General features: G+C 39.5%; 26 protein-coding genes. 8 read left to right on the top strand and 18 right to left on the bottom strand.

Annotated elements, in window-relative coordinates; all coding sequences use genetic code 11:
- Nucleotides 1-261: 261 nt before the first annotated feature.
- On the bottom strand, nt 262-531 hold the full coding sequence (locus tag ACM0OY_RS06055; RefSeq protein WP_414567978.1) for an anthrone oxygenase family protein: 270 nt from the start codon (nt 529-531) through the stop codon (nt 262-264).
- Between the two features lie 269 nt (nt 532-800).
- Here ACM0OY_RS06055 and ACM0OY_RS06050 point away from each other — a divergent pair, with 269 nt between their 5' ends.
- Nucleotides 801-1727: a hypothetical protein gene (locus ACM0OY_RS06050; RefSeq protein ID WP_414567977.1), complete on the top strand. Its 927-nt coding sequence runs from the start codon at nt 801-803 to the stop codon at nt 1725-1727.
- Between the two features lie 84 nt (nt 1728-1811).
- Here the strand turns inward: ACM0OY_RS06050 and ACM0OY_RS06045 are convergent, their stop codons facing one another.
- From ACM0OY_RS06045 to ACM0OY_RS06025, 5 genes are all read right to left on the bottom strand, one after another.
- A complete protein-coding gene (locus tag ACM0OY_RS06045) occupies nt 1812-2498 on the bottom strand; it encodes a hypothetical protein (protein WP_235116378.1) in 687 nt (228 codons plus the stop codon).
- 2 nt (nt 2499-2500) lie between these two features.
- Entirely contained in the window at nt 2501-2968 is a 468-nt protein-coding gene (locus tag ACM0OY_RS06040; RefSeq protein ID WP_414567976.1) for a hypothetical protein, read from the bottom strand.
- 3 nt (nt 2969-2971) lie between these two features.
- Complete coding sequence (locus ACM0OY_RS06035; protein ID WP_414567975.1) at nt 2972-3994, bottom strand: tyrosine-type recombinase/integrase; 1023 nt, start codon at nt 3992-3994, stop codon at nt 2972-2974.
- A 56-nt stretch (nt 3995-4050) separates the two neighbouring features.
- Complete coding sequence (locus ACM0OY_RS06030) at nt 4051-4386, bottom strand: XisI protein (protein ID WP_414567974.1); 336 nt, start codon at nt 4384-4386, stop codon at nt 4051-4053.
- A gap of 169 nt (nt 4387-4555) precedes the next feature.
- A complete protein-coding gene (locus ACM0OY_RS06025; RefSeq protein ID WP_414567973.1) occupies nt 4556-4975 on the bottom strand; it encodes a four helix bundle protein in 420 nt (139 codons plus the stop codon).
- 396 nt (nt 4976-5371) lie between these two features.
- Here ACM0OY_RS06025 and ACM0OY_RS06020 point away from each other — a divergent pair, with 396 nt between their 5' ends.
- From ACM0OY_RS06020 to ACM0OY_RS06005, 4 genes are read left to right on the top strand one after another with little or no spacing between them, the layout of a single operon-like run.
- Nucleotides 5372-8140 carry a DDE-type integrase/transposase/recombinase gene (locus tag ACM0OY_RS06020; RefSeq protein WP_414567972.1) on the top strand — a complete coding sequence of 923 codons (2769 nt, stop codon included), beginning with the start codon at nt 5372-5374 and terminating at the stop codon, nt 8138-8140.
- Nucleotides 8140-9000: an ATP-binding protein gene (locus ACM0OY_RS06015; protein ID WP_414567971.1), complete on the top strand. Its 861-nt coding sequence runs from the start codon at nt 8140-8142 to the stop codon at nt 8998-9000. The genes ACM0OY_RS06020 and ACM0OY_RS06015 overlap by 1 nt, the downstream gene beginning before the upstream one ends.
- Nucleotides 8949-9251, top strand: coding sequence for a hypothetical protein (locus ACM0OY_RS06010; protein WP_322690394.1), 303 nt, complete (start codon nt 8949-8951; stop codon nt 9249-9251). The genes ACM0OY_RS06015 and ACM0OY_RS06010 overlap by 52 nt, the downstream gene beginning before the upstream one ends.
- Entirely contained in the window at nt 9241-10002 is a 762-nt protein-coding gene (locus ACM0OY_RS06005; protein ID WP_414567970.1) for a TniQ family protein, read from the top strand. The genes ACM0OY_RS06010 and ACM0OY_RS06005 overlap by 11 nt, the downstream gene beginning before the upstream one ends.
- 142 nt (nt 10003-10144) lie before the next feature.
- On the opposite strand, the gene ACM0OY_RS06000 is transcribed toward ACM0OY_RS06005, so the two are convergent.
- From ACM0OY_RS06000 to ACM0OY_RS05965, 8 genes are all read right to left on the bottom strand, one after another.
- Entirely contained in the window at nt 10145-10276 is a 132-nt protein-coding gene (locus ACM0OY_RS06000; RefSeq protein WP_414568022.1) for a hypothetical protein, read from the bottom strand.
- A 109-nt stretch (nt 10277-10385) separates the two neighbouring features.
- Nucleotides 10386-10757 (bottom strand): hypothetical protein, encoded by a 372-nt coding sequence (locus ACM0OY_RS05995; RefSeq protein WP_414567969.1) that lies wholly within the window; start codon nt 10755-10757, stop codon nt 10386-10388.
- Between the two features lie 161 nt (nt 10758-10918).
- Complete coding sequence (locus tag ACM0OY_RS05990) at nt 10919-11152, bottom strand: hypothetical protein (RefSeq protein WP_414567968.1); 234 nt, start codon at nt 11150-11152, stop codon at nt 10919-10921.
- A 13-nt stretch (nt 11153-11165) separates the two neighbouring features.
- The gene (locus ACM0OY_RS05985) at nt 11166-11372 is read right to left on the bottom strand and encodes a hypothetical protein (protein WP_414567967.1); all 207 of its coding nucleotides are present in this window, start codon (nt 11370-11372) and stop codon (nt 11166-11168) included.
- An 18-nt stretch (nt 11373-11390) separates the two neighbouring features.
- Nucleotides 11391-11720 (bottom strand): hypothetical protein, encoded by a 330-nt coding sequence (locus ACM0OY_RS05980; protein ID WP_414516046.1) that lies wholly within the window; start codon nt 11718-11720, stop codon nt 11391-11393.
- Nucleotides 11707-12243 carry a hypothetical protein gene (locus ACM0OY_RS05975; protein ID WP_414567966.1) on the bottom strand — a complete coding sequence of 179 codons (537 nt, stop codon included), beginning with the start codon at nt 12241-12243 and terminating at the stop codon, nt 11707-11709. Before ACM0OY_RS05975 ends, ACM0OY_RS05980 begins: the two co-directional genes overlap by 14 nt.
- Nucleotides 12244-12250: 7 nt before the next feature.
- Complete coding sequence (locus ACM0OY_RS05970; protein WP_414567965.1) at nt 12251-12466, bottom strand: hypothetical protein; 216 nt, start codon at nt 12464-12466, stop codon at nt 12251-12253.
- 195 nt (nt 12467-12661) lie between these two features.
- Nucleotides 12662-13555, bottom strand: a complete 894-nt coding sequence (locus ACM0OY_RS05965) for a tyrosine-type recombinase/integrase (protein WP_414567964.1) — start codon at nt 13553-13555, stop codon at nt 12662-12664.
- Nucleotides 13556-13642: 87 nt separating this feature from the next.
- Here ACM0OY_RS05965 and ACM0OY_RS05960 point away from each other — a divergent pair, with 87 nt between their 5' ends.
- Both ACM0OY_RS05960 and ACM0OY_RS05955 read left to right on the top strand, forming a co-directional pair.
- Nucleotides 13643-14110: a double zinc ribbon domain-containing protein gene (locus ACM0OY_RS05960; RefSeq protein WP_414567963.1), complete on the top strand. Its 468-nt coding sequence runs from the start codon at nt 13643-13645 to the stop codon at nt 14108-14110.
- Between the two features lie 23 nt (nt 14111-14133).
- Nucleotides 14134-17112, top strand: coding sequence for a Tn3 family transposase (locus ACM0OY_RS05955; protein ID WP_414567962.1), 2979 nt, complete (start codon nt 14134-14136; stop codon nt 17110-17112).
- Nucleotides 17113-17670: 558 nt separating this feature from the next.
- Here ACM0OY_RS05955 and ACM0OY_RS05950 read toward each other — a convergent pair.
- Genes ACM0OY_RS05950 through ACM0OY_RS05940 form a run of 3 tightly spaced genes read right to left on the bottom strand, consistent with a single transcriptional unit; the run spans nt 17671 to nt 22953 of the window.
- On the bottom strand, nt 17671-19248 hold the full coding sequence (locus ACM0OY_RS05950) for a TniQ family protein (protein ID WP_414567961.1): 1578 nt from the start codon (nt 19246-19248) through the stop codon (nt 17671-17673).
- Complete coding sequence (locus tag ACM0OY_RS05945) at nt 19238-20377, bottom strand: AAA family ATPase (RefSeq protein ID WP_414567960.1); 1140 nt, start codon at nt 20375-20377, stop codon at nt 19238-19240. The genes ACM0OY_RS05950 and ACM0OY_RS05945 overlap by 11 nt, the downstream gene beginning before the upstream one ends.
- Complete coding sequence (locus ACM0OY_RS05940) at nt 20371-22953, bottom strand: Mu transposase C-terminal domain-containing protein (protein WP_414567959.1); 2583 nt, start codon at nt 22951-22953, stop codon at nt 20371-20373. Before ACM0OY_RS05940 ends, ACM0OY_RS05945 begins: the two co-directional genes overlap by 7 nt.
- 379 nt (nt 22954-23332) lie before the next feature.
- Between ACM0OY_RS05940 and ACM0OY_RS05935 the strand changes: the two genes are divergently transcribed.
- A complete protein-coding gene (locus ACM0OY_RS05935) occupies nt 23333-23989 on the top strand; it encodes a hypothetical protein (protein ID WP_414567958.1) in 657 nt (218 codons plus the stop codon).
- Between the two features lie 76 nt (nt 23990-24065).
- On the opposite strand, the gene ACM0OY_RS05930 is transcribed toward ACM0OY_RS05935, so the two are convergent.
- Entirely contained in the window at nt 24066-24194 is a 129-nt protein-coding gene (locus tag ACM0OY_RS05930) for a hypothetical protein (RefSeq protein ID WP_292841474.1), read from the bottom strand.
- Nucleotides 24195-24290: the final 96 nt, after the last annotated feature.

Raw genomic sequence — 24290 nt, 5'->3', positions numbered from 1 at the left:
TAAACAAAATCTTAATTTTTTTCAAATAGCAGTAGTTATGATATGGTTTATACCCCTAAAAAACTGTTTAGTACCACTGCCACTTTCGATGTACAAAATTGTGAGTTGCAGACAGGTCATAGTCTAAACTCTATTTGGTACAGTGATTTGATACAACACAGCAAGGGTCTGAGACTCCTAAATTTCAGACGATTCAATTAGGGTGATAAAAATATTAAACCTGGGTCATTAAGTTATTAATGTAACTTTCTACTCTACTGCTCATTTCACTCTTTTTGCGAGTAACAATGATAAGGTTAGTGCCAGCATCCCCAGCGATGCAATTCCGAGATGAACCAAATGGTAAAAAGGCCACTGATAACGAAGGTCAGCCCAGTTACTTGGAGCATTAACTGGAGTCCAGGTATCAATTTGCTGATTAATCGGTTGAATAAATAATGCCCAGATAAGCCACATCAGAATCATGCAAACTAACCCAACTAAGGTGAGCCAGAAAGACTTTCGCTGACGGCGAATCAAAATGGTCTGCATACGGGTTAGCAATACTATTGCTTCTGCATCTACACTAGCCCGGATTTCTCACAAGCCGAAAAAAATAGGGGTCAAAAACTGCCAAAATGTCTATTGCACATGAATTTCAGCAGTTTTAAGCCATGACCCCCAATAAAACAGATTGTATACCGGAACAGTTGAAATTTGAACCAGTAAACTTGTGAGAAATCCGGGCTAATAATCAACAAAGTAAAAGTACCCGCGCCGCGAATTTAATAGGTTCTTTACTCGTCTTACGGGCGGCGATAATGACGCGAATTTTGGGTGCTGGGAATTTAGGTGGACACAACGTAGCCATGATTCCCGTCGGTGGTAAAGCGATATATTCAAGCGGTGAGACTTTCAGCACTCGGATTAAATCTTTGATGCAGTTACTACGAAGTCACCAGCGGCTACATCCAGATGACCAGGATATTAAACTTGTTTGTGAAAATCTGTTTACTTTATTTAAGTCATCCGAGTTTCTAATTCAATCTCCTCGCATATCCAATTCTTCTGTTGTCCAGCAACCAGCTAGAAAAAAAATTAGCTTGCTGTCCTTATTGGAGCTAGGAGTGGATTTTTTATTTGACCAATGTTCCTGTATGGCTGAATTGTTAGAAATAGAAATTAGTCCGCAGGTTTACATGGACGGTTCATTATTGATTATCCCAATGAATAATCATACTGTAACATCACGTTATAGTATAGATCCTTATTCTCAAATTCGCTCTTATATAACAACAAACTTTAGGAATGCACTAAAAAATATCAGTCAAGGTGATTATTCAGAAAATATCAAAAATGAAATTTTGTTTGCCATCGATTTTATAGAACACCTGCTCCAAAATGAGGGTAACACTCAGCAAATAAGCGATTCTAGTAATTTTAGCGATCAGTACTTAGCTATTCCCCTACATTTTTTGTTAAAGGATGAAATTCTTCAATCCTCATTCATAGGAGATGCAAATTCTCCTATGAGTTCTGATTTTCGTATTTTACTAGAGCGTTATATTAAAGCTTTATACCCTGCTAATGATTTTCTTCCTATTGGTAATGGCTACCCTGATTTTCCTTGGGTAATTTTTAAAAGTTACGATTTGGCACAAATTCGTCGTAGTTTGTTTAAAGCAAATTACTTTCTTAACTCTCGCTCTCTAAATCTTCTCAATTTAATTTTGTCAGCAAATAATTGAATTGTTCATACAAAAATTTCTACTACTTAATAGCCAAAAATTAATTTATAGACTATTTTTATCCACTTTATCCTAGCTATAAGCCTATTTTATAACAAGTTTATCAGCGTTTGTAATTACCCAAATATCCTGGCTGCTATAAAAATCTCCACGTTGCTCTAATGTAAAATTACCCAGCAACAGTCCCAGCCAAACCTCTACCAAAGGCATTTTTAATCCACCTTGGAGTTGAGTTAAAGAAATCTCACCTTTAATATGTGCAAGGTAGTTAGCGATCGCACTAAGCCATTTTTCCACATGTTCATCACCCGCCAGCTTGTGGACATCTTCTAAACTCGTCACCTCATCGAGCATTACCAAAACATTCGCTTTTTCAACAGGTGCTGCTACAGAATCACCCTCCTGGTTAGGATATGAAAATTGGTGTGGGCCGTGTGGTTTAAAGGTTTGTGGTGTTTCCGGTTCAATCAAATCATCTAAATCTAGGTGCATTGTTGTCCGCACTAGACCAACAAAGAGATCGGCGCTAACAATTGGCCCCAAAAGACTATTGCGATCGTGGGTATCTTGCAACAGCACTTCGGCACGAGACTTAAGAATATCCGCAATTTGATTGAAAGCAATACCTGCGGTTGATAATTGTGTTTCAACAGGTAAATCATGAAGTTCTGTATCCAAGCACTCCCATACAGCATCAAGGGAAGAAGTTGGTGGAGATTCGGACAACTCATCAAGCACATCCCAGATTGTTAATTGGCGGTATGTGGTCATCTCTACGATTCTGGATGCAAGGGGCAAGGCCGCACTGGGCAGTAGCTTGAGGTAATCTCAAACATATCCTTATATTGATATAGTGAAACACTGTATTGTTTTGCAAAAGCCTGCAACACCTGATCTGTATAGGCGCGTATTTTACCAGCCGTTAGCCCAAAACAGTGAATTGGTTCCAGGCGACAAACAGGTTTTTGCCCAAGCCAGAGTTCTGCCGACATAGCGTGTAGTGGTTTATCCCCCGGCTCTTTATACAAATACAGCACTGCAAAATATGTTGCTGGTGGTTCGACTGTTACTGAATCAATTTCTGCTGAATTCTTCTGGGAGCGGTGGCGGTAAAACGAACGGCGATTGTGGCAGACTTTGGGATTCCAACACCCGTCCCCTGCTGTTCCATGTAAAACCTTGGCTTGGGCAGTTGGTAGTTTGGAACATAACTGACACTTGGGATCGAGTGGCTTGGGCATACTTTACTCCACTTCCTCTCCGATTGCACGATAGTAAGCAGCGATCGCCGCTTCTTGTTCGCTGCGAAGGGTATACCGCCGAAACGCTTTCTCGCTTTGATGCCCTGTTAATTTTCGTGCATGGCTGGGGTCAACTCCCAATAGCAATAAGTAAGTGGCATAGGTGTGGCGAAAGGAGTGAGGGTGCAAATCCTCAATGTGAGCTATTTCACCAATTTTTTCTACAGCGAAGTAAATGCCGTGATAACTCAAGCGTTCACCTTTGTATGAAGCATGGTGTGAAACCATCAATGGGCTAAGGCTGTTTAACACCTCTCCTTGCTGTTCGCGCGTAAGCAAATACTCTGCTAAAACTTCCCGACTCTCTTTTCGCAATGGAACTAAGCGTGGTTCATTGGTTTTGGTGTCTGGTAAAAACAGCAGCTTGCCATCAAATGACCCAACATTTAGCTGTACAACTTCCCCTGCCCGGAGTCCATGACTGAGAATGTGAACGAGTGCTGTATCCCGTTGCTTTGTTTCTCCCAATAACTCTAAGGCTGACCAAACCTGTTCCATCTGTTCTGGGGTTAAACTCTGGGCTGGTGGCAGTGGTACTTTTTCCAGTTTAATCCCCAGTGTAGGATTAGTAGCAATAATTTCAGGATACGTATAGCACATCCATTTAAAAAAGCTTTTAAGGGCAGCAATTCCGGCATTGATGCTGCTTTTTGAAAGGGGTTTACCTGCATCAGTCAGTATTTCATCACGGAGATATTCTTTATATAGCGCAAGGTGACGTGGACGCAGTTCATGATAGTGAAGCTCACTCCAAGCCAAAAATCGTTTGAGTTCGCGCTCATAAAGCTTGCGGCTATTGAGTGCAAGGTTGTTGCTGCGTAAAAACTCTAGCACCTTTACCCATCGGATATCGGTTGGTGGAGTTGTTTTTGTGAGTCTTTTACTACTTCCTATCTCTCTAGTGAGTGCGGCATCCTCAATCGAAATTAATTTAATGGGTGGTAAAAAATCTGCACTATAATTCATTTTAAATCAGATAGTTTTTATTATAAAAAAATATTTTCATCAGATTATTTTCGCTTTTATTCCACAGCAAATCCTGAGATTTGACGCATTTTTGGAGTATGGAAACCGATGACAATATCTTGTTTATCTATACCCATTTCCATTAATTCTAAAGCAATATCCGCTTCCGTTGTATTTTGTTGAATCCAAATCTTATTATTTTTGATATCTAAATGCATTATTGGCCCATAAATCCGCTTTTGATTATTCCATCCAACACTAATAATTTGATAATGGTCATGTTCTGTATCAAAAATCTGTTCGACTTCTACATCTCCGTAACTAGGCTTGTACTGAAGATATTTAGTTAACAGTTGCCTAACTTTTGTCCGGTATTCATTTAATTTGTCCATTGTTCTATTGACTCAGTTTCCAGATTGTAAATAATCTTGCCACTCTGACAATGAATTAACAGCAACGGGTGTATGTCCTACTAATTTGTAATAAAGCATCTTTTTTAAGTCGCAAGTCGCAGGTCGCAAGTAATGAAAATATATTTATTCTTTATTCGGAGTTAAACTATTAATTCTCGCTTGCCGCCTTCATCCTCCTGCCGTTGGATTTGCTGCCACTTAATCTATCTTTAACTGTGCGGGTAGAGGCAATGAGTATTTTCGCTATTTCATTGGCTTCTTTTAGCAATTGAGCGAACTTATCTTTTTCAACAACCTCAGATTCAATTAAAATTTCTAACCAATATTCAGTTTCACGTGCCTCTTTCAAAGCAATTTCCATTTTGTGCAAGAAGTCTTTATCGGACTGAGCCGAACGAGATTCGTGTACATTAGCACCAATACTGGTACCAGAACGTAACAGTTGCTTAGAAAGGGTACGGCAAACACCCGGTTTTTCATCAAGAAAGCTACAAGCTTTGATAATTCTAATTGCAAAAGCTTTTGTTCTGTCAGTGATCCTAATGCTTTTGTCTCCATTTTCACTCACTGCCTTTACCTTTTTTACTTCTGTTTACCATACTCAGTACTTCCACACTCGGTAAATGTCCCGTCCCTTGTGGGCAGTCTTTCAACTCAGGACTCTTCATTCTTACTTGCGACTTGCGACCTCCGACTTGCGACTTCAACCATTGTCACTGTAAGGATAAAATGAGCAACTTTGAAAGCATAAGTTGAGCAACAGATTGCTTGAAACCGTATTAACCATGTCAGAAGGAAAAAATAAATATAGGAGTTTTGAAAGCATAAGTTGAGCAAAAATATGATTTAGAAAGTATAAGTTGAGCAAACATTTTCAACACTTTGTTCATAAATATACAGCCTTGTGCTGAGATAAAGAGTAGGAGAGACTAATGATCGCAACACTCTCTCCTAACCAAGAATTATGCTTGACAACCTTGAGTTTAACAACTGGTGCCGTCAACAAGACCTCAGTCAAGCAGGGCAGGCAATCATTGAGGAGATTCGCAGCAGCAATCCATCTCGTCGAGTAACAGGGGCAAGGAAAAACGTTTGTGGCAGTTACCCCAGTCGAAAAATGGGATGTACTATTCAATTCGAGAGCCATCATAACGAATTAGCACGTATTTATGAACTAGAACATGACCCATGCGTACTCGAATATTACGACCAACCGCCAGCAATAGAATTAGTCTATCAAAGCAAAAGCGGGCGAAAAAATAGACACCAGTATACACCCGATTTCTTTATAATTCGGACAGATTCAGCTTTTTGGGAGGAATGCAAAACAGAACTTGAACTTAACAAGCTGAACGAATTGAATCCAAATCGCTATTGCAAAAACTCAGATGGCAAATGGCATTGTCCCCCAGGTGAAGAATACGCTCATGGTCATGGTTTGGACTTTCATGTATGGTCAGATGCTCTAATTAATTGGAACTTCCAACAAAATCTAATTTGGCTGTTAGATTATTTCGGATACTCATCAGAAATTATAGACGAAACCGAGCAAAGTTTGATTGTAAACACAGTAAACAATCATCTAGGAATCACCCTGACAGAACTGTTACAAAATGAAGAAATAAATCCTGATGCACTTTATTGGTTAATTGCTACAGATAAACTTTACGTAGAACTTAATAAAGTTAAACTTTCGCAACCGGAAACAGTATTCGTATTTATTAACCAAGATGTTGCTTTATCTTATGAGCATCTTAACTCAATAGAATCTACAACCCAAACTAGTAATCAAATATTACTCCAAATAGCAGTAGGTACTAATATTTATTGGGATGGAGAGTCATGGGAGATAGTAAATACTGGGACGACCACTACTGGATTATTACGTGCAGATGGCAAACTTATAGAACTACCAAATTTAGCATTTACAGCATTGATTGATACAGGGAAAGTTGTGGGAGATAAGACAACACAAACCTCAAATATTAAAACAGCAGCGGCAGAAATTATTAAACACGCAACTTGTGAAGATATTATCGAAGCCAACCGTCGCTACAATTTAATACAACCATACTTAGAAGATGCTCTGAAAGCATATCCAAGCAGCACAATCCGTCGTTGGCGCACTCAGTACCAAAAAGCTTTACTCATTTATGGACAGGGATACCTGGGATTACTGCCTAAACATAACAATAAAGGCAATCGGACTCCAAAAATTGATTCTCAAACCCAAGAATTTATGCTCGATTTTATACTAGAGCATTATGAAACACCCAAACAACGCAGAAAAATACGGGTTTATGAATCATTTGTTTTAGCTTGCCAAACCCATGACCCCCCATTCAAACCACCATCGAGAATCACATTTTGCCAAGCTATCAAACAGCGAAGCGGACATCATCAAACCAGAAAACGTCTTGGTAATCGAGCGGCTATTTCCGAAGAACCATTTTATTGGGAATTAAAGCAAACTACTCCACGGCATGGCAGTCGCCCTTTTGAGATTGTTCACATTGACCATACTCAAATTGACATTGAATTAGTCAGTTCACTCGAATCTCTAACTAATTGTCATATTGCTACAAATAACTCAATTCATCAGAATTTAGGTCGTCCTTGGGCAACCTTCATGGTTGATGCATATAGTCGAAGAATTTTATCAGTTTATCTGACCTTCGATGAGCCAAGCTACCGTGATTGTATGATGGTAATTCGCATATGCGTTGCTAGATTTGGACGGTTTCCGCAAAATATTGTTGTAGATAATGGAAAAGAATTTCACAGTCACTATTTTGAACAATTATTAGCATCTTATACTTGCACGCTGAAGTATCGCCCTCCAGCACATGCTCGGTTTGGTTCAATTGTTGAAAGACTATTTGGCACCGCGAACACGCAGTTTATTCATGAGTTGCAAGGTAACACCCAAATTAAACGCCTTCACCGTAAAGTTACCAAATCTGTCAGTCCAGAAATATTAGCAATTTGGACATTAGAAGAACTGTACTCTGCCTTTTGTGAATGGGCATATTCGGTTTATGACCAACGATTGCATCCGGCATTAGGTACTAGTCCGTGCGATGCTTTTGTCACCGGATTAGCAACAGGTGGAAGTCGCTTACACCGAAGAGTAGCATATGACGAATTATTCCAGATTCTGACTCTACCAGCACCAGATCAACGAAAGCGTAAAGTTCAACCAGGAAAGGGTGTCAAAATACACAATATTTATTACTGGGCAGATGTATTCCGTGATCCAGAAATCGAAAAATCAATGCTGTGGGTTCGTTACGACCCTTGGAATGCAGGAATTGCTTATGCACTAGCACAAGGACAGTGGGTAAAATGCATTTCTTCTTACTATCAATACTTCCAAGGACGTTCCGAAAAAGAAATTCGGCTTGCGAGTGCAGAACTTAATCAGCGCCAACGCAATTACGGACGTAAGTTAACAATAAATGATCGGGAATTAGTAGAATTTTTAAACTCAAAATTTGCTCAAGAAGGCGCTATCCTCAAACAACGCTTGCGCGATACTGAACATGACAAAGTTCACAAAATTATTCAAAATAATTTGATCACGGAACCAAAGTTAAATTTGGCAGAATTTGCGGCAGAGGAAAATAATGATTGTCTAGGAGATGACTCGACCAATGAAGGTAAAAATTGTGAAACTATCAGCAATTTGACTGCATATATCACGGAAACCCTTGAATATTATGGAGAGTTTTAATGGCACATGATTATAGCTTTCCTCAAGAATTACTAACTCTACCTATTGCTGACAGAATTTCTTATTTCCAGCAATATACAATGGCGCACCCCAAATTATTAATAGCAGCAGAGAAACTCAAAAATGCAATTGATGACCCAGGATTCTTTTCTTTAATCTTTTTATTTGGGCCAACAGGTGTAGGGAAAACCACCTTATTACGTCGCATCACACAAAGGTTACTAGCTTCTTTTCACAAAGAAATGGAACTAGATAAAGGTTTTATTCCTATTGCTAATATCGAAGTTGCTACCCCGGAATTTAGTAATTTTGATTGGAAAGATTTTTATCTACGTGCTTTGGGCGTTCTCCAAGACCCTTGCATTCAGTTACCTAGTTATGGTCGAATTACTAATTTGAAGTTGAAAACATCCTTAGAAGCTGCTCTTAAACATCGTCGTCTGAAAGTTTTTTGCCTTGATGAAGCACAAAATCTCAGTAAAGTTGCCAGTGGTCGAAAATTACGCGACCAGACAGACTGTATTAAGTCCCTAGCAAACCTTACTCAAGTCAAATTCGTACTGGCAGGTACTTATGACTTGTTGATACTTCGTAACTTGAGTGCCCAGTTGTGCAGGCGCAGCCTGGATATTCATTTTGAGCGATACAAAGTCGAGAATGAAGAAGATTTAAAAGCTTTCAGAGGTGTTGTTCAAACTTTTCAACGTCATTTACCTTTTGAAGAAGAGCCTGATTTACTTAAATACTGGGATTTTTGCTACGAACGCAGTTTCGGTTGTGTCGGTATTCTCAAAGGTTATCTCAAGCATTGGCAACAGCGTTACTGGATGGAGCTAAAACTCTCACTCTGTCGCATTTAAAATCTTCTGCTTACTCTCATGAACAATGCATGATTATCTTCAACGAAACACGATTAGGAGAAAAGCAACTTGAGTTTACCCCAGATAGTTCGGCTTTGAGAATTGCTTTAGGTTTAGAATCTCATCATGGGTCAGCTACACATAGCACGTCCCAGACAACCAATACAACCAATACTAAATCTCGTCGCTCTACTACTGGTAATACTAAACCTCAACGTCGTCCTGTTGGAGGTGGTGAAAATGTCGGTTGAAAGTTTGGCTAATTATGAGTCGTGGGACTTAACGATGAACCAACTTCCAAAACGCAGCCATCTTTATTCTCTTAAACCAATAGGTTTTGGTACACCCACAGTTGAAAGTTTTACTAGTTACTTACAGCGCTTGGCTGCTGCACATGGTGTCTCGATTGCTAGTTTAATTCGCTATAAAATTACGCCGTTATTTATTCAGAACAACCAATCACCCGATTTCTTGAAAGCTGATGATGCTATCAAAATGCTCATCAATGCTTGGCATCGAGAGCCTGCACTTTTACAACAGCAGTCTGCTAAATTTTGGTTAGACCGAACGCAACATGTTTCAAAGGTAGTTGCCATCGTTGAGAAATTAACTGCTAGGCTTGATCTGAGTTTTCTGACTTTACTTCAATGGCACTCCTGGCGGCTTAACTTCAGTCATATTTTCCATACTGAACAACGTTGGTGTTCTGGCTGTTATCAAGACTGGCGTGAAGCTGGAAAACCTATTTATAACCCTTTGTTGTGGACAATAGAACCTGTCAGTGTTTGTCCAGTTCATCAACGTTACCTACAACTGCGGTGCTTGTACTGTGGTTGTTTTCAACAGTTTCTCAATCTGGACTGCAATTCTCTTGGTTATTGTTGTGTGTGTAATGCAGGCATCACCGTGCCAAAACGGGAAAATTGTACGCTAAGGCTAAAAGCCTTCCCCCATAAGCATCTTAGCCACCCATTTTTCAATAACACCCGTAAGTTAAATTGAGCCTCCTATAGGTGTAATTTGGCGTAGATACGTAGATACAGCGAAGCTTTCAGCAGAGGCAAGATAGGCTGAAAGTACTGCTATGAATCACTTCAGGCTATAATATTCTCAAAAATACTAGTATTAGTATTTTTAGACACATTTACCCTGTCTCAATTGGCAACCTGACATTGAGATCCAGACGAAAAGTACCATAGGGATTAATATGACCCCAAATTAAAGGCGAAAGCGCCCGCAAATCCTCCAACTTATAAACTTCATAAACTTCATCCATATTAAAAAAGTGTTCCTGTCACTAAAACTTAGGCACTGCTTGGTTTAATCACTTTATTTCTAGACTGCTATTTAAACCAAACAATGTGTCAGCTCCGCTATATCTAACCCTATTTCTGGTATCCCATTTTATTTTGAGGACTGTTTTCATGTTTTTTAGCAATTGCAACAATAGTCAAAATTGACTTGACTTCATTATTCATCTTGCCAGTAATAAGTTGGTTGTATAAATATTTGGCTTCTTCTAATGAAAAAGCGGATAGATTAGCAGCAGCATTAGCTTCATGACCACTTTGCCAACCACCCATATTGGAAAAAATTTCGTACCTAACAAGAGGACGATTTTCGCCACCTACATTAAACCACACGCAACTACGTTCTCGTTCAATGTCAATCGAAAGTATCGGAGTAATACATCGCCAAGATGCAACTTGCTTTGACCAAGTTTGAAAACCAGCATAATTTTCATTCTTGATATTCATTTTTTATTTTTATTCCCTTGCTATAAGATTTAGACAGTCTATTATTCATTTATCTTTGCTTGCTAATTGTTACTATTTGACATGAAACCAAGCCAGATTCAAGTAATGCCAGTATCCAAAAAACTAAATTGGTCAAAATCTCCATTTCGTCACTTTGTGGGCTACAACTCTAAATAATTTGTTGATGCCATATATATTTTCGGTTCTTTTTTGGAGATTAATTCAGAGTAATTGACAATAGTCCAGTCCATGTCTTTCGCCCAGAAAGTAATAGCGTCATCTACATCACCGTCAACTTCTGCAATAATTTCTAAAATTTCTAGCCCGTCTTCCGACTCTTCCGCCTCTACTGGGTTCAGTTCCACATATTCAATCTTGTATAGCCTAGTAGTCATAATTCCGTTTTTATCAACTATCCAGCAATGGTTGGAATAAATTTGGATAATTTCTTTGAAAGCACTTAGAACACAAAGTTGTGCTTCCACCATTTAAGTAAAAAACCAATCCACCGCGAAACCAATGATTACCAGATTGGTTTGTGCAACCATGCAACTGCATTGGTTGTAAAGTATAATACTCAATTTTTTTTGATGATTTTGTTGTCAATTTTCTCATGTCAATTTCCTCATAAAGTTAACTAAAAAGTTGATTTAAAATATTGTTTATTTGCCCGGAAAAGCAATAAGAGCAACTGTGGGTAGCATCATTATAATTAGCCTCAAGGCAATTCTCCGCATTTTCTAATCTACCAACTGGGCCTTTGATTTCAATTATTGCTATTTGTTCACCTTCAGCTTCAATAATTGTTTTTACTCTTGATTCTGGTAGGTTTTCGGGAGAGAGCGAATCTATTGATAAGCCTGTATCTACAACAATATTTGATAAATGATAAATTGATTTACATCCATCATCGGTACAAAATACTAAACAATTATTCCTAACGTAAATCTCAGTAATTCTCATTGTATAAATCCATGCTTTGGTGATCTGATTGGTAGAGAGAAGAGTAAATGTGAATGCGTATATCAGTAGATTTGCACCATCCGGCTAACACAGCATCATCTGAAATATCTCCAAGAACTACTAGCCCGTCTTCTTTATCAACATAGTAAGGTAATGGATCGGCACTCAGCCAACCAGAATAGATTGCTTCTTTATCCCGATCAAAAACAAAGACTTCTAAACTCTGCTCGTATTTTGAGTAGCAGTAGGGTAAATAGCAAGCTGGATACTCTCTTAGGATTTCACGGTTAACTGTGTACGATCGCCAATGTAGTTGCTCCCCCTTGATTTCCTTTGGGTTAGCTTCTAGCCAATCGTAGAGCTTTTTGGCTTGCTGCAATGCGTGATCTGCGCCTTTGAAAATGACGCTGGGTAGAAAAATATCGCCATCAAAATGCACTGCAACTTCAAAGAAATCTTCGTCCTCATCTTCGACTTCTGTTACTTCAATGATTCCATCCTTGTATAATTCGCCATTTTCCATTTTGAATTTATCTCATCCCCCCAATTCCAGAACCATCGCACTCAGGGCAAATCCAGCCACTATCACCATACAAATAGCCTGAGCCTCCGCAGTGGCAGCAATTTACGTATATCCCATCATTTTCAAAAAATAATTCAGGCGTAGAAATACTATCAGGATCATCGGCGAAATCTGGAATTCCTAGAGCTATTTCTTGAGTGCGATCTGAATGATTTTTTTCCATTACAAAATTCCCTTTTCGTCACTTGATGGATAATCTTGTTTTATTGTTTTTCAATGCTATGGCTGATGCTTTACCTAAGTGGCTGATTACCCTAATTTTATTGGTGCAGAGTAGTATGTATTCCCTGCACCAAGAATGGTATGTTTTGGCAAAAGTATTTTTTTATTATCACACTTAGTCGGTTGTATGCTGAAATTATTCAGAAAAATTTGGTAGGTTTTTTAACGCCAATTGTGCCACAACTTCTGCACGTTGTGACGTTACTTTTTGATACCGTAATGTTGTCTGAATGCTTTCATGTCCCATAAGCGCCCTGAGTTCTTCAATCCCCATTAATCCCACTCGCTCTGTAGCAAAAGTGTGCCGTAGGTCGTGAATACGAATTTCTTGGAGTTCAGGACTATCTCCAATGAACTTAGTCCAAGATTTATGCGCCATGCGGTAAGAAAGCCGGGATACTTCCAAAGTCTTTGGCTGTTGAGCAGTAAACAGGGCTGGATGCTTAGGATGTCTATAATATTCAATGTAGTGATTTAGACTCTTGAGTGCTACTTCACTGTAAAAACACCACCGTTGCTTGTTGCCTTTCCCAACAACCTGAAATTTCCGAGCTTCGAGGTCTATGTCATCTAAATTTAGAGCCAGTACCTCAGCAATCCTAGCGCCACTGGTATGCAACAAACGCACCAATGCAGACAAACGAATATCTTTTTTGATGACACCATACAGGATACTTAATTGATATGGAGTAAGGTAACGCACAGCCTCATCAGTAGCGTGTTCTCCTTGTTCTCGACTGGGTTTACGTCTTGTGAGACCCGCAACCGGATTGGATTTGAGATATCCCATATCAACAGCAAAACTGAACAAAGCCGTGATTACAGCTTGATGACGGTGGTGGGTCGTATAGGAAACATCAGTTAAATGATTGAGATATTCCATCAAAACTTGTCTGTCGATGATTTCTATTGACCATCGACCGTACTCCTTGAGCAAGGGGATAATCGTAGACTGATATGAACGCAGAGTACTTTTGGCTAGTCCTGGACGTTCTAAAAACTTGGTGGCTAAAGCTGCTAAAGTCATCATCACTTTAGAAGAGCTTTTTACAATTTATTTAAATAAAGGTTTAGATATTAACTTATCATTAACAAATATATTTTCAGATATATTTTGATGATTGTAACAGAACATTCAACGCGACCATTGGGAGAAGAAGGGCTTGCTAATTACGTCCAGAGATTGCGAGGTCAGCTTTCTTTAACCCAAAAAGAGTTGAGTTTCAAAGCGGGAATACATATCCAGACCATCCGCAAAATTGAGGGTGGACAAACTAATAGACTCAATCAAAAGGCTAAAGGCGGTCTAGCTGCTGCGTTGGCAATACCACCGGAGTACCTAGATGCGGCAGCGAAGAAAGTCTCCCCAGAAACAATAACTACGTTAAAATTTTGTCCTAAATGTTGGACTCCAGGAACTACTCCTGACCCAATGTGGACAGACTTACGGTCGAAGTATTGCTTTGCTTGTGGTACAGCTTTACGGAATCGCTGTGTTAGTTGCAATGAACCAATTATGTCATTGAAATTTAAATTCTGCCCTTACTGTGGCGCGAATTATAAACAAAATCAAACTACTTCTTAAAAACTGAATATCCAGGTATCTAATTGGCAACGCGCGAACTTTTATCTCCGACACAACGACTTCAATTTACTGAAATCCCCGATTCTATCACGACAAGAGATATAGCTCGCTACTATACTTTTAGTAATGACGAACTCAAAGTTATCAAAGAGCGTCGTAGACCACACAATCGCCTTGGTTTCGCTGTACAGTTATCTTACCTACGCTTTCCAGGTCGTGTTTGGAGTTTAGGAGAAATAGTACCGGAATCTGTACTGTTTTATATTGCATCTCAATTAAAACTTGACCCGACAATCATCACTGAATATTCCCAAAGGGATACAACTCGACGCGAACATCTGGCAGAAATTCAAAACAATTTCGGATTTCATACTTTTAATACATCTACATACAAGCAATTCTCAAAATGGTTATTACCTTTTGCAATATCGTCAGATAAAGGGATGGCACTTGTGGGAGCGTTGATTGATGAGATGCGCTTGCGCCAAATTATTATTCCAGCTATTTCTACGGTAGAACGTTTAGCCTGGGAGGTCAGACATCGCGCTCAAAAATTAGTATGTCTTGAGTTGACTAAAAGTTTGACAACATTACAAAAGACGACGCTAGATAAGTTATTAGTTGTACAGCCTGATAAAAAACTGACTGATTTAATTTGGCTACGTCAACCACCAGGTCAGGCTAATCCAAGAAACTTTTTAAAAGTCGTGGAACGACTGGAGTTTATTCGTCATCTCAATCTCGACTCTGGATGTTTGAAACGAGTACACCAAAATCGTCTGCTGCAATTTACTAGAACTGGCGCGAAGTCTACACCTGCTCACCTATCTAGGTTAGATGAATTGAGACGCTATGCTATTTTAGTTGCTTTTCTCATTGAATGGAGTGCTTCATTGATTGATTATGCCATTGGAATGCACGATAAAATGATGGGTAAATTGTTTAACAAGAGTGAGCATCAGCACGGCGATAAGTTTCAACGTGATGGCAAAGCGATTAATGAAAAAGTCCGATTGTATGCTCAAGTGGGCAAGGCATTAATTGCAGCTAGAGATGAGTCCAATGATGCCTATCAAGCGATTGAATCTGTATTGGATTGGGAGAAATTTATCAGTACTGTTGCTGAAGCTGAAAAATTAGCCAGACCCGCAGATTTTGATTATCTTGAACTGCTTGATAACCGTTATTCACAGTTACGACGGTATACGCCTAAATTGTTGGAAACCTTTGAATTTAAAGCTACATCTGCCAGTCTAGCAGTGATAAAAGCTTTGGAGGTTATTAAAGAATTAAATATATCAGGAGGTCGAAAAGTGCCGGAATCTACGGACACTAGTTTCGTTAAACCTCGTTGGTTAAAACACGTAATTAAGGACGATACTATTGACCGTCACTACTATGAGATGTGTGCTTTAACTGAGTTACGCAGTGGTTTGCGTTCTGGGGATATTTGGGTAGCAGGCTCGAAGCAGTTCCAAGATTTTGAGGATTATCTGTTACCGGATAGCTCATGGCAGTCAATGCGTTCTTCTAACACTATACCTGTGGCAGTAACAACGGATTTTACTACCTATATTAAACAACGCTCAATCGAATTGGCGGAACAATTAGCGCTTGTTTCTTCAATGATTGTAGAGAATAAGCTGGTTGATGTCAGGATAGAAAACGAGCTATTAATTATCACTCCTCTCACCAATACTGTCCCAAAGGAGGTTGATGAATTCAGCAGAAAAATTCATAGTTTACTGCCAAGAATTAAGTTGACTGATTTGTTGGTAGAAGTTGATTCTTGGACACAATTTACTAAACATTTTACGCATTTACATTCGGGAGAACAAGTTTCTGATAAAGTTGTTTTGTTAAGTGCCTTGCTTGCTGATGGTATTAATTTAGGTTTAACGCGGATGGCTGACGCAACTCAAGGAATGTCCTTTGAGCGTTTAGCTTGGGTGGCGGATTGGTATATTCGGGATGAAACTTATTCCAAGGCTTTAGCTGAGGTAGTGAATTTTCACGCACAGATACCATTTGCTGCTTATTGGGGTGATGGGACAACATCTTCTTCTGACGGTCAACGGTTTAAAGCAGGCGGACATCGCAGTTTTAATGAAGAGATCAATGCCAAGTATGGTAAGGATAGAAGCGTGATTTTTTACACGCATATTTCCGACCAGTATGCTCCATTTCACGTTAAGGTAATTAACGCCACGATTAGGGATGCAACACACGTTTTGGATGGTTTGTTGTATCACGAGAGTGATTTACAGATTCAAGAGCATTATACAGATACAAGCGGTTATACCGAGCATGTGTTTGCGATGTGCCATTTACTGGGATTTAGATTTGCTCCTCGAATGCGAGATTTACCTGATAAGAAATTGTATACTTTTGAACCTAGTTCCCCTGGTTCGGTTTTAGCACCCCTGCTAGGTGACAAGATTAATGTGAAATTGATTCAGGAATCTTGGGATGAGATTCTACGCCTTGCTAGTTCAATTCGGACGGGGACGGTGACTGCTTCTTTGATGTTGAGGAAATTAGCTTCTTATCCTCGGCAGAATCGTTTAGCTTTAGCTTTGCGGGAGTTAGGGAGGATTGAGCGGACTTTGTTTACTCTCTCCTGGTTGCAGAGTCCAGAACTGCGGCGACGGGCGACAGCTGGTCTAAACAAGGGTGAGGCGAAACATACCCTGAAAAGGGCGGTGTTTTTTAATCGGTTGGGGGAATTGCGCGATCGCTCTTATGAAGACCAGTTCTATCGGGCCAGTGGGTTGAATTTGGTGATTGCTGCTATTGTTCTGTGGAATACGGTGTACTTAGAAAAAGCCGTGGATTATTTGCAGGAACAGGGGATGAATATTCCTGAAGAACATTTGCAACATTTGTCACCGTTGGGTTGGGAGCATATCAATCTCACTGGTGATTATGTCTGGAATTTGAAGCAGGCGACCAGTTTTGATCAATTGCGTCCTTTGCGGGTTAAAGAAAATAAGTATCGCTGAAATGCTTATGTGATATAAGTTCCAGCCTTAGCGTACAATTTTCCCGTTTTGGCACGGTGATGCCATGTAGCGCTCAAACTTGGCTTGAGTCCACTCCTGCCTACCTCTCGCCATAAAGCTTACCTTTCTGGATCTGCCCAGACCATGCACATCCAGAAATTGTAGAACTTTTTTATTTATTGTTGGACTTTATTATTTATTGTTGAACTTTTTTATTCCTCTACATATGCTTTCAGTGACAATCGTTGTGACTTACACCATAAAGTGACCGTTTTTTCCCCCATAAACTGTCCGCAACGAAGGCTGAAATACTTGATTTGTCGTAGTGCGATCGCTCTGCGAATATAGGTTTTGAAACCATAACGTGACCGAAAGTTCAAAAATAAAGCATAAAGTGACCGAAAATATCTATATTTTTGCAGCTTGAAAAACTTGAAACTACTAAATTTACGTATCAAAGCCCAAAAAGAGCAGGTTTTAAAGCTCCATTTGTGACTTAAAGGAAAAGATTGCCGGAAATTAAAGGATAAGCTTGCCGAACCCTGATATAGACTGGCTTTAAGCATTTTCAACTGAACGTCGAGCTTCCCAGAAAGCATCTACGACTTCCTTCTTCCATAAAGCAGAGGGTTTAGCCATAAACTGGCGAATATTTTTAAGTGTAGGATTAATACCCTGAGCATAAAGTTGTGGAACAATTTGTTGAACTTCTAAACAACCTTGTTGAATCACTTCCAAGCGACGTAATAAATGGTAATGTTTGTATCGCTCAACAATAATTTGGCAAAGGTCTGGGCAATAGAGGTAAAAAGTAGCTAAACCATTATGATGACATCTGGCTACTTCGCTGAGGGACGGTGGAGGAGAAATGTTATTGTCAATAACCCCCTGTAAAAGCTCTCGGATATGCTCCTGACGCTTTAAAGTTGCATAATCAGTAGCTCTTTTCTTAATAGCAGTGGCTAAAGATTTTGAAATATGAGTTAAAGGGCTGTAACTTTTATATCTAAGACGATAAGCTAACTGGGTAAGAGTTGGGGGAGGTTCTTCAAATAATGCTTGTTGCATTGCTGCTCTTGTAGCTTCAATGTCTTGTTTACTGCTATAAATAACAGAAGATTTCCTTCGGCGTTGGCTAGTTTTAGAAGCTAAAATAGCTAGTTTATCAAGAGTTACGGGATTAACCTTGGCTTGGAGAAAATCAGCAACAGAAGTAGAGAGTGTGTAACAGATTTTCAGCAACTCAGAAATAATAGGAATTGTTGAACCTTGATGCCAATGAAGAAATTTATAATGATTGACTCCCAAGAAACGACCTAAAGCTGAAATATTACCATTGGTTAATTGATTAGCATAAAGCTTGATAGCTTTATTAATACTATCTCTTGGAGGTATAGAGTTAAATAAAACAGCTTTTGAAAGCAATTCTCCTAAAGCACTAGCAACCCAAATGTCCCATTCAAAAGATTGAGCTATATCTGGACAATGCTGTGGAACAGAAGGATAATGTCCACCCAACCAAGCATCACATTTTAAGCAAAACCCTGGACGAGTCGTCTGCCAAAGAGGTACAAATTTTTGATGGCACTGAGGACAAATAGATTGCAAAGGTCGATGATGTTCCAAACAAATGTTGACAGATTGAAGCGACCATAATAAAGGAGAGTAAATCACTTTTGAGCTATCACGCCATTCTTGATAACACTGGGGACACCATGCAAAATCAGTCCTAAGTAACTCTTGAGATGGCAAAACTTCTGCCCAAGTCAGCAGTGTTAAAAACTCCAAATCATCGCGCAGAGTAAGTTGATTCAAAGTGGCTACGAATTGCTTGGCTTTTACAGAAGTTCCATTTAAAGATTTAATATAATATTGTCCATATACTTTCACTAAACTAGGGTAATAATACTGTTGTATATTATCTGATTTAGAGAATTTTTTTTGAATTTCAGCAGCGATTAAAGTTCCCACAGCCACACTATGAGCTTCGGCTAAACGAGCAACGTAGCTAGTTAAACTCTCCACATAAGGCGTTCCGATTCCTATCGGTTCAAGATGGAATAAAGAACTACGCGGTGGAATCTTAGGGCGTTCTAAGTCCCATAATTCATCAGTTTTGTTAACATCAACTTTCATTATCTTGTGTCCCTACAGGATCTCGTTTTGGTTTTCGTTTCCCAACACGTCCTTTCTTAAGAGAAGCTCCCTGTACTACATCAGGAGTAACAGAAGTAGTTAAATTTCCTATGAAGTAATAACTAGACTCTTGCTTGAGGCGTAATTGACCCTGCTCTGATTCTTGAAAAATCTGGTTAATTCGTCCTTGGCTGAAAGCTCCTTGCTCCAAATGTTTAATAGTTAATGTTGCTGCATCTTCTTCATAAGCAAATCGCAATGAACGAGTCAACCAATTTTTAAGAATTCCTACACAACCGACTGAACCAGAAAATAGATATTCGTAATAATTTTCTAAATAAGGTTCTTCTTCTAAGGGAAGATGCTTCTCCAACGTTCTAATAACTCTAATAAATTCAGTAACATCTTCAGTCTTATCAAGTTGGTAAGGAGTTAAATGAATATCTTCACTACGTCTTCCTACTTGTCCATTGAGAGTTGAACAATTAAGAAGCTCATAAGTTCCAAATAAGATATGTACTGTTCCCGTCAGATTCGCAATTGATTTAATCCAATTCATTTGATGCAGCATTTGGTGTCCACCGGACATCATTAACAAATGTTGAGCTTCATCTACTAGGAAACATCTTAACTGGCGATACCGAAACACCTTCTCCATTGCTCGTCGCAAAGTAGGTACGTCTTTACGATTGGATTGATTAATCAATCCTAAATCTTTGTTATCAGTCCAAGAGAGTTTATAATTAGACTTATACTCGATTAAAACCTCATTGAGAGATTCTAAGGCCCGAATATAGTAATCCTTATGACTAAAATTTCCTCGTTCGGCTGGAATAGCTTCAACGCTAGCGACAGCAATTTTACCAGGGTTTACTTGTAATTCCGGAAGAAATCGTTCCAATAAGAGTTTCTCTAGGCGCAGTCGCAAGGTCGTTTTACCCACGCCAGTTACACCAAAAACTAAAAATACTAGGGTATCCGCAGGTTCAAGAATATTAATTAATAGCCTGTCTAAAGCTTCTTTAAGTTTGCGGTGAGGAACTGTAATACTTTTGAAATAACAAGTCTTATCTTCACTAGATTTATTTAGGACTTCTTGCGTAAATGCTCGTGCATTAGTATTTACCATAACTCCTCATTCGTATATGGATTAATTGTATTAAAATCTATTTTTGGTTCTAAACTTTTTTCTGACTTCAGATTGCTTTTAGCAACTTTCTTAACTTTTTGTGATTGATTTCTTTTCTGGTCTTCACCTGTTGGCTGAGTTATTCTGCTTTCAATAATCGAGCGAACGTCTTGACTAGCTAAATCATGTAATCGTTGTTCTAATATTGCTTCTTTTGCTTCTGCTTCTTCAAGGTAAGCTGCTCTTTCCTTAGCTGTTAAATTGATTCTTTTACTAGATTTCTGTCGAGTGCGACGTAATTCAACTGTGGCTAATTTAACTTCTCGCTCTGAACGATTCTGGAAAGATTTATAATATTGGGAAATGCAGCGAATCCACTGCCCTTTGACATAAGCATAAGCTGTTCCCATATCAAAGGGGTCATAACGCACTGGGACATCTGTTCCTTCTATTTCTGGTTGGATAAACGAATCATCTATTGACCAATAGTAAAGGTAATTGATTTTGATTCCACGGGATGGTTGCACCTTGGCTGTTCCTTTAGGAGTAGATGGTAGAGTAAATATTTTAAAGTTCTCGTCATAAATAATTTCTTGCATCTTTCTTTGTCCACTCTTCTCTATTCCTTCTGTGAAGGCTTGATGCGGACTTTTCCCCAGAGTTGGATGTTCCTTATTATCGTAAAATTCATAACTGTAAATGCAAAAGAAAGCATACAGTTCATCTAATGTCCAAACTGCTTGTTTTTTCGGATTATTTGATTTAGTTACTAAACGAACTTGTTTGGTTATTTGCGTGTTTCCTTGAAGATTATGAAAAAATTCTGTATTGGTTGTACCAAAAAGACGTTCAATCACTGACCCAAATCGAGCTTTGGCTGGCGGACGTTGTTTTTTAGTGCAGCCAAAGGCAGCTAAAAGTGTTTCAAAATAGATGCTACTGAACTCAGCCCCGCCATCGACAACAATCGTCTCAGGTAGGCGTGAATATCTCTGCACACAAATTCGCAGCACCATCATAATTGAGCGGTAGCTTGGTTCGTCAAAGGTTAAATAGACCGCTAAAATTCTTCTACTGTAAGCATCCATCAGCAAAGTAGCCCAAGGTCTGCCTAGATTACGCCCTGTACGGGAGCAGACTAATTCCACATCTACCTGTGTATGGTCAATGTGAGCGATTTCCCAGGGACGATCTCCATGAGGCGGAGTGGTTAAGTCTAATTCCCAGTAGAAGGCTGATTGCTGATAAGCTGCACGAGAACCAAGCCGTTTTTTAGTTTGTTCATAACCGGAACGTTGCTTGATTCTGTTGCAGAAAGTCACATAGCTTGGTAGTTCCTCTGGATTCTTGGTTTTTTCCCATTCGTGTTTCAAAACTCCGTAAACTGCCATTCTCCCTTTTTGTTTGAGCGTTTCGTAGTGGTCAGCAATAATTTTGTCAATGAAGTCCTGCGTGTGTTGTGATATTTTTGGTTTTCTATTACCTTTGCTTGCATGATTATCGAGCAGCCCAATATATCCCCAGTTATATTTCTTTTGAGCCAGGATAAATTTAGCTTTCCAATAACGAATAGTACGCTCAGATATAGTAGCGTTATCTGTTGGTTTACCTGCTGCTTGTTGAGTAATAATTTGATAGCGATGGTTTGCTTGTGCTAAATCACATGGGCTGGCTTTTAAATAGCGTTCTATTGCTTCTGGGTGGATAGAAGATGTAAAATTTGTGGATTTTTGGTTACTAATCGCTGCAAAAAGCGAGTTCTCTTCGGTAATTTTTTGCTCTAATAACCAGTGATTGTAAGCATCAGCTGCTGCTTGATTAACAAATAAATGTACTCTCTCTGGTTCAGTTAAAGAAGCAACACTCAGGTCAGTATAAATTTCCCCATTAGCTATTAAGGCATTCACCTCATCTGATGTCGCTGTTAGGGTTTGAATCAGGTCAGAGTAGGTTATTCCTGGTGTCAGGGCAACCTGCTCTCTAATGCGGTTCCCAACTTCCACATTTATTTGATAGGTTTTGATGGTGTAGGCTTTGAGAAATTGACGATTTCTGTACTTGACCCAATTGATTTCCTTATCAGTACGGAGGCGGTAATACAGACCTAATTCTTCAACGACTTCCGCTACTGGTGGACTTAGCCATCCCACATCTATTGAAAAAACATAGCGTTCTGGTTGCTTGGTTGCTAGTTTTTCTAATCGAACAGAGGACTTCCATTCTTCAAAACCTGCACTCGATTTTCGGATGACAAAAAAATCTGGAACATGAGTCACTGTTACTGTTCTGCCATTTTTGGCTTTGACTTTTAGGCACAGACGGTAGGGTTGATCATAGTATTCCAAAACATCATTGTCTTGCTCATATTCTTCGCTTGCTGGTAATTCCACTTTATGGGACTCGAACTGAATTGTTCTGCCCATTTTCATACTGGAGTAACTGCCAACAACGTTGATTCCATTGCTTCTGACTCGCCGCACAGGTTCTGATGACCGAATTTGTTCAATCACAGAACGCGCTTGTCCTGATATCTTGAGGCGGTGACACCAATTATCAAACTCTTGTGCGTTGAGCATTTTTACTTAAAAAAATGGCTTGGACTCACGGCAGGCTTTGACTTAAATTCTTTGGACTGGTGGCAACTTTATCATTTAACTGGAGTCCAACACCTACTTGGCACAAATCGTAATAATCAGGCTTTCAGGCTTTGATGCGGCAAGCTTATCCTTTAATTTTCGGCAATCTTTTCCTTTAAGTCACACCATTTTCAACCATAAGCTGTCCGTCGCGGACAACTTATGGTGTAAGTCACAATCGTAATACAAGACTACAATATAAAATAAGCTACCCTTATCTTTTATCCGACATAAACTCCGATTAATACCATTTGCCTTCACATAGCCTTTTGTTCTAGCTATTAAAATAAGTTTATTAAGCTAGAACTAATTTGAAATCATGCCGCGTAAGATATGTGGACTTGGCTTTGACTGTGCCTCAATGATGTTGCAACCGGGTATTGACCCTGGAGAATGCTTCAATTATACAACCTGTGGAGCAGCTATTAAATTGACTCCAGATGAGGAAATCGAACTAATTCGCGTGCGGGAGATTGCGTCTTGCCAACGGCAACAGGAGTGGGAACGCAGAGAGGAAACCTTTAGAACCACGCGCCGCGAAGCGGCAGTGATGATGCTGATGTCAAGAGGTTGTCCTCAAAGTGCACAATCGCTGGGCGTTGCTGCACAAATGGAAGCGATCGCCGCCTGTGTAGAACAATTGCTTCACTTCTTAAATAATCTAGAAGGATGCTACATTGCTCCTGGTGGCTGTGAAGTACATCATTATAATGTGAAGCGCCCAAGTGGAGTTTATGGATACAATAAACTCACTGCTCCTGAGCCAATATTTGAACCATCTGAAAAACAGCAGAAAGTGAAAGTTGTTCATTTAAGCCATGATGACGATCCGCGAAACACTGAAGCACGGCTGGGGATTGAGCGCCGAAATCAGTTAACTCGTGTACGAACGCTCTTGGCAACAACTGTGGAACTTTTACTTGAGGCAGCCAATACTCTCACTGAACAGCCTTCTGATGAGGAGCGCTCAGTTTGAAGGTTTAACAAAAGACGCTTCCCCCAAAGTAAGCTCTTCTTCCCAACGTGCTCTCACCCCCAGTCGAGTAACGGCTTTAGTCTTGCAACGACCGGATTAACACAGCCCGATGAGCGATCGCTACTCCAAAATGGAAACTGACATCTATGTCACCTACTGTGGGGCGTAGCCCATCGCCAACGCGGTAAGCGAAGTAGCTGACCACCCTTTTCTATCACTATCACCAAAAGCTGATAAGAAACCATAAATTGAACTTTTTGCTTAATTTATAATCAAAGTCACAACCTCTCACGGATGGATT

Origin of the sequence: Nostoc sp. CCY 9925 (assembly GCF_963920935.1) — a bacterium.
Lineage (GTDB): Bacteria > Cyanobacteriota > Cyanobacteriia > Cyanobacteriales > Nostocaceae > Nostoc.
This window is presented reverse-complemented; position numbering and strand designations above follow the sequence as displayed.

What these genes read in the sequence shown, in the direction of transcription:
- ACM0OY_RS05960 (WP_414567963.1), top strand. Translation starts at nt 13,643, where the DNA reads ATGATTGTAACAGAACATTCAACGCGACCATTGGGAGAAGAAGGGCTT.
- ACM0OY_RS06020 (WP_414567972.1), top strand. Translation starts at nt 5,372, where the DNA reads ATGCTTGACAACCTTGAGTTTAACAACTGGTGCCGTCAACAAGACCTC.
- ACM0OY_RS05970 (WP_414567965.1), bottom strand. Translation starts at nt 12,466, where the DNA reads ATGGAAAAAAATCATTCAGATCGCACTCAAGAAATAGCTCTAGGAATT.
- ACM0OY_RS05945 (WP_414567960.1), bottom strand. Translation starts at nt 20,377, where the DNA reads ATGGTAAATACTAATGCACGAGCATTTACGCAAGAAGTCCTAAATAAA.
- ACM0OY_RS05980 (WP_414516046.1), bottom strand. Translation starts at nt 11,720, where the DNA reads ATGAGAATTACTGAGATTTACGTTAGGAATAATTGTTTAGTATTTTGT.
- ACM0OY_RS05940 (WP_414567959.1), bottom strand. Translation starts at nt 22,953, where the DNA reads ATGCTCAACGCACAAGAGTTTGATAATTGGTGTCACCGCCTCAAGATA.
- ACM0OY_RS05935 (WP_414567958.1), top strand. Translation starts at nt 23,333, where the DNA reads ATGCCGCGTAAGATATGTGGACTTGGCTTTGACTGTGCCTCAATGATG.
- ACM0OY_RS06040 (WP_414567976.1), bottom strand. Translation starts at nt 2,968, where the DNA reads ATGCCCAAGCCACTCGATCCCAAGTGTCAGTTATGTTCCAAACTACCA.
- ACM0OY_RS05985 (WP_414567967.1), bottom strand. Translation starts at nt 11,372, where the DNA reads ATGAGAAAATTGACAACAAAATCATCAAAAAAAATTGAGTATTATACT.
- ACM0OY_RS06005 (WP_414567970.1), top strand. Translation starts at nt 9,241, where the DNA reads ATGTCGGTTGAAAGTTTGGCTAATTATGAGTCGTGGGACTTAACGATG.
- ACM0OY_RS06015 (WP_414567971.1), top strand. Translation starts at nt 8,140, where the DNA reads ATGGCACATGATTATAGCTTTCCTCAAGAATTACTAACTCTACCTATT.
- ACM0OY_RS05975 (WP_414567966.1), bottom strand. Translation starts at nt 12,243, where the DNA reads ATGGAAAATGGCGAATTATACAAGGATGGAATCATTGAAGTAACAGAA.
- ACM0OY_RS06055 (WP_414567978.1), bottom strand. Translation starts at nt 531, where the DNA reads ATGCAGACCATTTTGATTCGCCGTCAGCGAAAGTCTTTCTGGCTCACC.
- ACM0OY_RS05990 (WP_414567968.1), bottom strand. Translation starts at nt 11,152, where the DNA reads ATGACTACTAGGCTATACAAGATTGAATATGTGGAACTGAACCCAGTA.
- ACM0OY_RS05995 (WP_414567969.1), bottom strand. Translation starts at nt 10,757, where the DNA reads ATGAATATCAAGAATGAAAATTATGCTGGTTTTCAAACTTGGTCAAAG.
- ACM0OY_RS06000 (WP_414568022.1), bottom strand. Translation starts at nt 10,276, where the DNA reads ATGGATGAAGTTTATGAAGTTTATAAGTTGGAGGATTTGCGGGCGCTT.
- ACM0OY_RS06035 (WP_414567975.1), bottom strand. Translation starts at nt 3,994, where the DNA reads ATGAATTATAGTGCAGATTTTTTACCACCCATTAAATTAATTTCGATT.
- ACM0OY_RS05950 (WP_414567961.1), bottom strand. Translation starts at nt 19,248, where the DNA reads ATGAAAGTTGATGTTAACAAAACTGATGAATTATGGGACTTAGAACGC.
- ACM0OY_RS06045 (WP_235116378.1), bottom strand. Translation starts at nt 2,498, where the DNA reads ATGACCACATACCGCCAATTAACAATCTGGGATGTGCTTGATGAGTTG.
- ACM0OY_RS06050 (WP_414567977.1), top strand. Translation starts at nt 801, where the DNA reads ATGACGCGAATTTTGGGTGCTGGGAATTTAGGTGGACACAACGTAGCC.
- ACM0OY_RS06030 (WP_414567974.1), bottom strand. Translation starts at nt 4,386, where the DNA reads ATGGACAAATTAAATGAATACCGGACAAAAGTTAGGCAACTGTTAACT.
- ACM0OY_RS05965 (WP_414567964.1), bottom strand. Translation starts at nt 13,555, where the DNA reads ATGATGACTTTAGCAGCTTTAGCCACCAAGTTTTTAGAACGTCCAGGA.